Source organism: Klebsiella sp. MS 92-3, from assembly GCF_000195655.1.
GTDB classification, from domain to species: Bacteria; Pseudomonadota; Gammaproteobacteria; order Enterobacterales; family Enterobacteriaceae; genus Klebsiella; species Klebsiella pneumoniae.
Genome location: NZ_GL882834.1, coordinates 18666 through 26943, shown reverse-complemented (window position 1 = coordinate 26943; position 8278 = coordinate 18666). Strand labels below are relative to the sequence as shown.

Annotated in this window: 9 protein-coding genes and 1 pseudogene; 3 read left to right on the top strand and 7 right to left on the bottom strand. The window is 54.4% G+C overall.

Annotation, left to right across the window (positions count from 1 at the left end; translation table 11 throughout):
* Positions 1-1413, bottom strand: a pseudogene (cls, locus tag HMPREF9538_RS08305) (cardiolipin synthase); the annotation flags it as partial.
* Positions 1414-1556: 143 nt separating this feature from the next.
* On the opposite strand from cls, the gene HMPREF9538_RS31740 reads away from it, so the two are divergent.
* The gene (locus tag HMPREF9538_RS31740; protein WP_004194006.1) at positions 1557-1730 is read left to right on the top strand and encodes a YciY family protein; all 174 of its coding nucleotides are present in this window, start codon (positions 1557-1559) and stop codon (positions 1728-1730) included.
* Between the two features lie 485 nt (positions 1731-2215).
* Here HMPREF9538_RS31740 and HMPREF9538_RS08315 read toward each other — a convergent pair whose 3' ends face one another.
* From HMPREF9538_RS08315 to HMPREF9538_RS08325, 3 genes are all read right to left on the bottom strand, one after another.
* On the bottom strand, positions 2216-2863 hold the full coding sequence (locus tag HMPREF9538_RS08315) for a YceI family protein (RefSeq protein ID WP_004175590.1): 648 nt from the start codon (positions 2861-2863) through the stop codon (positions 2216-2218).
* 428 nt (positions 2864-3291) lie between these two features.
* Positions 3292-3432 carry a hypothetical protein gene (locus tag HMPREF9538_RS32385; protein WP_009485717.1) on the bottom strand — a complete coding sequence of 47 codons (141 nt, stop codon included), beginning with the start codon at positions 3430-3432 and terminating at the stop codon, positions 3292-3294.
* Positions 3433-3544: 112 nt separating this feature from the next.
* Positions 3545-3841, bottom strand: coding sequence for a YciI family protein (locus HMPREF9538_RS08325; protein ID WP_002910042.1), 297 nt, complete (start codon positions 3839-3841; stop codon positions 3545-3547).
* A 210-nt stretch (positions 3842-4051) separates the two neighbouring features.
* On the opposite strand from HMPREF9538_RS08325, the gene tonB reads away from it, so the two are divergent.
* Positions 4052-4798 (top strand): TonB system transport protein TonB, encoded by a 747-nt coding sequence (tonB, locus tag HMPREF9538_RS08330; protein WP_009485716.1) that lies wholly within the window; start codon positions 4052-4054, stop codon positions 4796-4798.
* A 43-nt stretch (positions 4799-4841) separates the two neighbouring features.
* Here tonB and HMPREF9538_RS08335 read toward each other — a convergent pair whose 3' ends face one another.
* The 3 genes from HMPREF9538_RS08335 to pfkB all read right to left on the bottom strand — a co-directional run bounded on the left by HMPREF9538_RS08335 (position 4842) and on the right by pfkB (position 7138).
* Positions 4842-5714, bottom strand: a complete 873-nt coding sequence (locus HMPREF9538_RS08335; RefSeq protein WP_002910036.1) for a fructosamine kinase family protein — start codon at positions 5712-5714, stop codon at positions 4842-4844.
* A 105-nt stretch (positions 5715-5819) separates the two neighbouring features.
* Positions 5820-6104 carry a type V toxin-antitoxin system endoribonuclease antitoxin GhoS gene (gene ghoS, locus HMPREF9538_RS08340; RefSeq protein WP_002910033.1) on the bottom strand — a complete coding sequence of 95 codons (285 nt, stop codon included), beginning with the start codon at positions 6102-6104 and terminating at the stop codon, positions 5820-5822.
* A 101-nt stretch (positions 6105-6205) separates the two neighbouring features.
* Positions 6206-7138 (bottom strand): 6-phosphofructokinase II, encoded by a 933-nt coding sequence (gene pfkB, locus HMPREF9538_RS08345; protein WP_004145382.1) that lies wholly within the window; start codon positions 7136-7138, stop codon positions 6206-6208.
* Between the two features lie 356 nt (positions 7139-7494).
* Here pfkB and HMPREF9538_RS08350 point away from each other — a divergent pair, with 356 nt between their 5' ends.
* The gene (locus HMPREF9538_RS08350; RefSeq protein WP_002910030.1) at positions 7495-8253 is read left to right on the top strand and encodes a DUF481 domain-containing protein; all 759 of its coding nucleotides are present in this window, start codon (positions 7495-7497) and stop codon (positions 8251-8253) included.
* The last annotated feature ends 25 nt before the right edge of the window (positions 8254-8278 follow it).

Here is an 8278-nt window from a genome sequence, read left to right as displayed (position 1 = left end):
CCACGGGGGACGTTTTAACCAGAGACGGGCATCCAGCAGGCGCGAGCGCGAGATATAATCATCCTGAACCGCCGCCAGATCGCTGCCGAAACCGGCGTCATCGATGACCAGGGTAATCTCGAAGTTGAGCCACAGGCTGCGCATATCCAGGTTGACGGTCCCCACCAGACTTAGCTCGCCATCGACCAGCACGCTCTTGGTATGCAACAGTCCGCCCTCAAACTGATAGATTTTGACCCCGGCCGCCAGCAGCTCGGTGAAGAAGGCCCGGCTGGCCCAGCCTACCAGCAGCGAATCGTTCTTGCGCGGTAAAATAATGCTCACGTCAACGCCGCGCTGGGCGGCGGTACAGATCGCATGCAGCAGGTCGTCGCTGGGTACGAAGTAGGGGGTGGTCATGATCAGATGCTCTTTCGCCGCATAGGCGGCGGTGAGGAGAGCCTGATGAATAAGATCTTCCGGAAAGCCCGGTCCGGAGGCGATCGTGTGAATAGTATGTCCGCTGGCCTCTTCGAACGGCATGATATTGACGTCCGGGGGCGGCGGCAGAATGCGCTTGCCAGTCTCTATTTCCCAGTCGCAGGAGTAGACGATGCCCATCGAGGTCGCCACCGGGCCTTCCATTCGCGCCATCAGATCAATCCACTGTCCGACTCCTGAGTCCTGTTTAAAGTAGCGCGGATCGACCATATTCATGCTGCCGGTGTAGGCGATATAGTTATCGATCATCACCATTTTACGATGCTGACGCAGGTCCATCCGGCGCAGGAACACGCGCATCAGGTTAACCTTAAGAGCTTCGACGACTTCAATACCGGCGTTACGCATCATCGCCGCCCATGGGCTGCGGAAAAAGGCCACGCTGCCCGCGGAGTCGAGCATTAGCCGACAGTGAACTCCGCGGCGAGCGGCGGCCATCAGCGATTCAGCGACGCTGTCGGCCATGCCGCCGGGCTGCCAGATATAAAAGACCATCTCTATGTTGTGACGGGCCAGCTGAATATCGCGGATCAGGGCCTGCATCACGTCGTCAGATTCCGTCAGCAGCTGTAGCTGGTTGCCTTTTACGCCGCCAATGCCCTGACGCCGTTCGCACAGCTTGAACAGGGATTCGGCCACCGGGCTGTTATCTTCCGCGAAGATATGTTTGCAGGCTTTGAGGTCGTTTAACCACTTGGCCGTCGAGGGCCACATCGCCCTGGCGCGCTCGGCCCGACGCTTGCCGAGATGCAGCTCGCCAAAGGAGAGATAGGCGATGATCCCCACCAGCGGCAGGATATAAATGATCAGCAACCATGCCATGGCGGACGGGACAGCGCGGCGTTTCATTAGAATTCGTAATGTTACACCGGCGATCAACAGCCAGTACCCCAGAATGACCAGCCAGTTCACCACCGTGTAAAAGGTTGTCATAGATGTAAAATCCTTTTGAATGACGATATGTGATGAGTTTACGCATCAGTATTTTTCTGGCAAATAAAAACGCAGCGAAAGCGGTAGTCAGTTGCTGGCAGAGGTTTATAATGGGGGCTGTTTTCACTCGTAGAGTCGTTGCAATGAAGCGTAGTAGAACGGAAGTAGGGCGCTGGCGCATGCTGAGACAGGTGAATCGCCGTAAAGCGCGCTGGCTGGAAGCCCAATCGCGCCGCAATATGCGGATCCTCGCTATCAGGAAGGGACTGGTGAAACGGCAGCGTCATGCCCTGCTGTTTATCTTCCCTGACAGCTAAGCGAGCAGGCAAACGGCACCGTACGCGGTGCCGTTGTCGTTTTCTCTCTGCGCTAAATTCCCGTTGCACATCTCCATAGGGCAATGATGGTTTTTCATGCTGCTATGCGACGACAAAACAGAGCTCCCGCCTCAGTGAAAGAGAGATGCTACGCCTGGCTTGTAATGACGGACGACAAGATCCAGAGCCAAGTCGTTTGCGGCGCGACAGGAATTAACCGTCAGATAGCATTTATTGCCGCTCAGGAAGGGCATGGCGTTGTTAAATGCTTAATGATATGACCGGCCAGCTGCGGTAACCAGGCGGGAACTGAGGGAATGAGAAAACAGACTCAGACAGGCAAGGGGGTTATTAAGCGGTCCAGCGCGTTGAAGCTAAATGAACCGACCGATCCTGACCATGAATAATCTGAGCCTGTTATATTATCCAGAGAGGCCATGCAATAAGCATCCTGAATAAAACGCAATCGTTGCGCCAGCTTTTACTTATTTTGCATAGGCTTCCGTGGATAACGTGATGGTGACGTTATCACTTACCGCCGGCACATATTTATCAAGCTTAAAGTCTGAACGTTTTATCACCCCGGTGGCATCAAATCCAATGGCCTCTTTTTTCACCATTGGGTGCATATCCTGCTTATTCAGGACGGCATGCAGGACCACCGGTTTGGTGATGCCTTTAATGGTCAAATTACCTTCCACATCATATTTATTGTCGCCTTTGCTTTCCACTTTGGTACTCTGGAAAGTGGCGTCGGGAAACGTTTTAACATCAAAATACTCTTTGCCTAAAAACTCATCCGTTAACGCCTTGACGTGAGCGTCAATGGTTTTCACTGGCAGCGTGACGTTCACCGAGGATTTCTCCGGATTCTCTTTATCAAAGGCCAGTTTCCCTGAAACATCAGAGAGATAGGCGGTAGGGTTTGAGAAGCCGAAATGGTTCCAGGAGATCACAACCGAGGTATGCTGTGGATCAAGACTGTATTCCTTAGCCGCGGCTTGCGACACAGGAATATATAAGGCAAGTACAGAAAGCAATGCGGTTTTTTTCAGGGTATTCACACAATAATCCTCAAAATCGGCAGGTACATAAATGTTAGCCCAAAAAAATACAGGGCTTATTGAAAACATTTGTTATTCCCTTTCAAATTTTTTAATCAAGCAGTGATGCCCCTACTATCACTCTGCGTGAAGTTTACGCAACGAAATTAATAGGCTTTAAAAATGATGCTCAGCAACTTAACGCTGGCAGCGTAGTTAATACCCCTTTATGCCTGCCAGGTAAACCTTTGTCTACAAGGGTGTTATTTCCACGTGCTTTCAAGCGGCTACGGTCCTGAATATAGCAAGATGGGCTACGTTCGGTTCCGCGGCATCCGCAGTGGATGCCCAATAATATTTTTTTTCAGGCTTTCATATCTGTCGTTAAGCAACTATCTTTCAGTAATTATTTTCTTTCTATTGCACTGTAGATTTATAGGGCTATATCAGGATGTGCTGACATTAAATGCAAGCGCTAAATAACAACGCGATCCTCCCTAACAGCCTTACACAAGGTATTAGTAATTCACTATCACGCGTGGCGTCGATGTTTTGTCAGCATTTTCCATTGTCGAAAAAAGCGAGGCGATGGTCGATGATGGGGTAGCAGGAGAAAGTGCGTGCTCATCTTCCAGGCTTCTCAGGCGGATAACAGTCAACGCTTTCGCGAGGTTAAAAAGGGCGGCACTTCAATGTCGTGTACCAAAATGCGCCCTTCATTCTGATGACCTGGGTGTTTTTGTGGTTAGCCAGAAAAAGGAAAGGGTATTTTCAAAAAACCTTCTTATACGGCTTAACTGAGACCTGGCGGTAAACCCCGGCGGCGATATACGGATCGTCATTAGCCCAGGCCTGGGCCGCTTCCAGCGATTCAAACTCGGCAATCACCGTTGAGCCGCTGAATCCTGCTGCGCCCGGTTCGTTACTGTCAACGGCCGGCATTGGCCCGGCGGTAAGCAGTCGGCCTTCATCGTGTAAGAGTTGTAAACGCGCGAGATGCGCGGGGCGAACCGACAGCCGCTTTTCCAGAGAATCGGCGATATCTTCAGCGTAGATAACGTAAAGCACGGCAAAGCTCCTTATCAATAATCAGGCGAATTACGTTAAGTTAAACAGCGATGGACTGCAATGCAAAGATGCGCTCTGGAGTGGAAAGCACTGCCGACGCAGCTTTTTTCTGCAAATGGCGGCAAAAATTGACTCAGGTTAAGACGCCTTATTGAATATGATTGCTATTTGCATTTAAAATCGGAGCATCATTTTTCAACAGAAACGACTATGAGCGCAATGACCCTTGATTTACCTCGCCGCTTTCCGTGGCCAACGCTGCTGTCCGTGGCTATCCACGGTGCCGTTGTGGCGGGGCTGCTTTATACCTCGGTACATCAGGTTATTGAACAGCCTTCTCCGACGCAGCCGATAGAGATCACAATGGTGGCGCCGGCCGATCTTGAGCCGCCTCCGGCGGCGCAGCCTGTCGTGGAGCCCGTTGTTGAACCCGAACCTGAGCCGGAGCCAGAGGTAGCGCCTGAACCGCCGAAAGAGGCGCCGGTGGTGATCCATAAACCGGAACCTAAGCCGAAGCCCAAACCTAAACCCAAGCCTAAGCCGGAGAAAAAGGTTGAACAGCCGAAGCGGGAAGTGAAGCCGGCAGCAGAGCCGCGTCCGGCCTCGCCGTTTGAAAACAACAATACGGCGCCGGCGCGTACAGCGCCAAGTACCTCGACCGCAGCGGCTAAACCCACCGTTACTGCTCCGAGCGGCCCGCGGGCGATCAGCCGCGTTCAGCCGTCCTATCCGGCGCGCGCTCAGGCGCTGCGCATTGAAGGGACGGTACGGGTGAAGTTTGACGTTTCGCCTGATGGCCGCATTGATAATCTGCAGATCCTCTCTGCTCAGCCGGCGAATATGTTCGAACGCGAGGTGAAAAGCGCGATGCGCAGATGGCGTTATGAGCAGGGAAGACCGGGTACCGGCGTAACGATGACCATCAAATCCCGCCTGAACGGCGTCGAGATTAACTGATAAAACGCTGCGGCGGACCGGCAAGGTCCGCCGTGAAGCTTGTTTAACGCATTTTCTCCATCAATACATCATCCAGCGCCTGCTGGGCCGTTACCAGGTGCTGGCCGCCAAACAAAATCGCTCTGTTCAGCAGAGTATAAAGCTGATAAATCGGCTGACGATCGAGAAAACCCGACGGCAGAGGCGAAACGGACTGATAGCCGTCATAGATTTGCGGGGGCTGTTCCGGATGCATCGGCAGCATGGCTAAATCGCACTCGCGGTCGCCCCAGTAGCAGGCGGGATCGAATATATAGGGGCCATCCGGCCCTAAGGCGCAGTTGCCGGACCACAGATCCCCGTGCAGCAGCGAAGGCTGCGGCTGATGGTTGGCCAGTCGCTGCTGTACCATATCGACTAAGGTATCGATATCGCCAAAGTGCAATCCCTTCTCCGCCGCGAGCTCCAGCTGCCAGCCGATACGCTGCTCGGCAAAAAAAACCGACCAGCGACGCTGCCAGGCGTTGGGCTGCGGCGTGGTGGAAAGATCGTTATCAAAATCCAGACCGAACTGCGGCTGATCGCTCCACTGATGGAGGTGGGCTAGCTGCTGGCCAAGCAGAAACGCATTGTGCGCATCCAGCGGACGGGGAGGGAGGTACTCCATGACCACGAAGCTATAGTCGCGATCGCTGCCGACGGCAAAGACCTGCGGTACGCGAACGGTTTTGCTTCGCGACAGCAGCTCCAGCTGATCGGACTCGGCGGTGAAGATAGGCAGAAGTTCCCGTTCGTCGCATTTCACGAAGTAATCTTTCCCGCCGAAGCGTAAATGCCAGGCGGAATGGATCTCTCCACCGGGCAGCTCGGTTTTCAGTTCGATTTCAGCGTCTTCGGTATGCCAATCGCGTAAAAGAGTACTGATTGCTTGCCACATGCTGTCTCTCCCCATGTTTTCCACCATATCATAAGGTTAGTGCATTACTACCGGGTAAACCTGGAACTGACGCACAACTGACGCTTTCCGTTGCGCTAAACGCACTTATTGAGCTTTTAACCACTCGGCGAATGTGGCCACAGCGATTTCCGCCGGGCGGCCAAGGGCCGCTTCCGCCAGGCCAGCGCTGAGGGCCTTAACTTCCTCGGCCGTCTGGCCGCTCAGCAGGCCGAAGGTGTTGGTACCCAGCTCATGGGGCGTGCCCTCTTCATCATTGAGCGTCAGTACAAACCCGGCACGGGTAAAATGGTTGCTGACCTCATTGATCTCCGTCAGCGCCTGTTCATGGAAGGTCACGCTGACGACCCAGGCGGTAATCTCATTACTCATCTCTACACCCCGTTGTTATGCATGGCCTTTCCAGCATAGACCATCCTGCTTATATTGTGACTCCCCCCCCCCCCGGGGGGGGGGGGGGGGGGCAGGGAAGATCAACGCCCGCAGAGATAATCATAGATTTTTTGCGTATTGGCCCGCGAGCAGAGGCGGGTGCCCTGGTTGATGGTCGCGGCGCTACCGGCGGCGACGCCAAAGCGTACCATGTCTTCAAGGCTGGCGTTTTCCGCCAGACGCAAGGTCATGGCGCCCACCATGCTGTCGCCAGCGCCGACGGTGCTCTGGCTTTTCATCGGTGGCGGCACAACCTGAACGCTGCCGCTGGCGTCCACGCCTAACGCCCCCTGCGGACCCAGGGAGACCACCACCCGGCGCACTTTACCGGACTGGATCAACGACTGAGCGGCAAGGCGCACGTCATCGGGTTGGCTGAGATCGCGCTGCACGAGGGCGCTAAGCTCTTTCTGGTTCGGTTTCACCAGCTCAATATTGCCGACGTCCAGCGCGGCGGCCAGCGCATCGCCGGAACTGTCAATGATGCAGCGCAGTCCCTGCTGTTGCGCATTTTTCACCAGCTGCATCAGGTTATCGACGCTAATACCTGGCGGCAGGCTGCCGCTGACCACCAGCAGAGAGCCGGGTTCGATAGTCAGAACCTTCTCTTCCAGACGGCGGAATTCATCGTCCGTCAGTGCCGCGCCGGGCATAACGAAGCGATACTGTTCGCCGCTGGCGGCCACGTGGACGTGCAGGTTTTGCCGCGTCCAGTCGCGGGTTTCGACGGTCTCGACCGGCACCTGCTCATCGGCCAGCAGGGCTGCAAGATGCTCGCCGGTAGCGCCACCGACCGGGAAAATGGCGGTGGCTTTGCCGCCGAGAAAGGTCACGGCGCGGGCCACATTGATCCCGCCGCCGCCAGGTTCAAATACCGGCGCGCTGCAGCGAAGTTTGCCTTCCGGGTAGATCTGTGGGGTTTGCGTGGCGCTATCCAGCGAGGGGGCCAGCGTGAGCGTGTAAATTTTGGTCATTCCTTCTCCTCCTTAATACGGCGACTGTCGTTAATTTAAGCATGGCACGATGACTCGGGGAGGGAAAGTCCAGTTCCTGACAGTTTTGCAAAGATGCCTCTATTTTCATTATGAAATAAAGATTGTTTCCGGAGCTGTCTTATTCAAAAAACGAAAGAGTAAGTGATTGCTATGTTATTCGTGCTTTTTTATAATTTGCTACCTTTCTTAGGACCTGCACTCCGCGATCCTCGCGAAAGTTTCCGGGACCCTCAGGTCTCTTTTATGTTGTACGGACGCTAAATTCAATGAGCCGGCGAGATTATGCCTGTTCATCATTTGTACTGTCCTAAAAAAATGTATTTTAGAGAGTTATAATGAAGCTTTTAAAGACAGTACCCGCAGCGGTTATGCTGGCGGGGGGGCTTTTTGCGTCTGTTGGCGCAATGGCCGATGATTCTGTATTTACCGTCATGGATGACCCTTCCGCTGCCAAAAAACCGTTCGAAGGGGTGGTTAACGCAGGCTACCTGGCGCAGTCCGGCAACACCAAGAGCTCTTCGATGACGGCGGATTCCACCCTGACCTGGTATGGTAATACCACCGCCTGGTCGCTGTGGGGCAACGCCAGCAACACATCGTCCAATGATGAGCGATCCTCAGAAAAATATGCTGTCGGCGGACGTAGCCGCTACAACCTGACCGATATGAACTATGTTTTTGGTCAGGGTAGCTGGCTAACTGACCGCTACAACGGCTATCAACAGCGCGATGTTGTGACGGCGGGCTATGGTCGTCAGATCCTCAACGGGCCGGTGCACAGTCTGCGGTTTGAATTCGGTCCTGGCGTTCGCTATGACGAATATACCGACGGGGATACTGATACCCAGCCGCTGGGTTATGCTTCGGGTACCTGGGCCTGGCAGATGACCGATAACGCCAAATTTTCGCAAGGGGTATCGGTGTTCGGCGCCGAGGACACCACGGTCAACTCAGAGAGCGCGTTAAACGTGGCGATTAACGCCCATTTCGCCCTGAAGGTCGCCTACAACGTGACCTGGAACTCTGAGCCGCCTGCGTCCGCGCCGGAGCATACCGATCGCCGGACCTCGCTCTCCCTCGGGTATAAGATGTAATATTTCAGGCCGGGTTTTCCCCGGC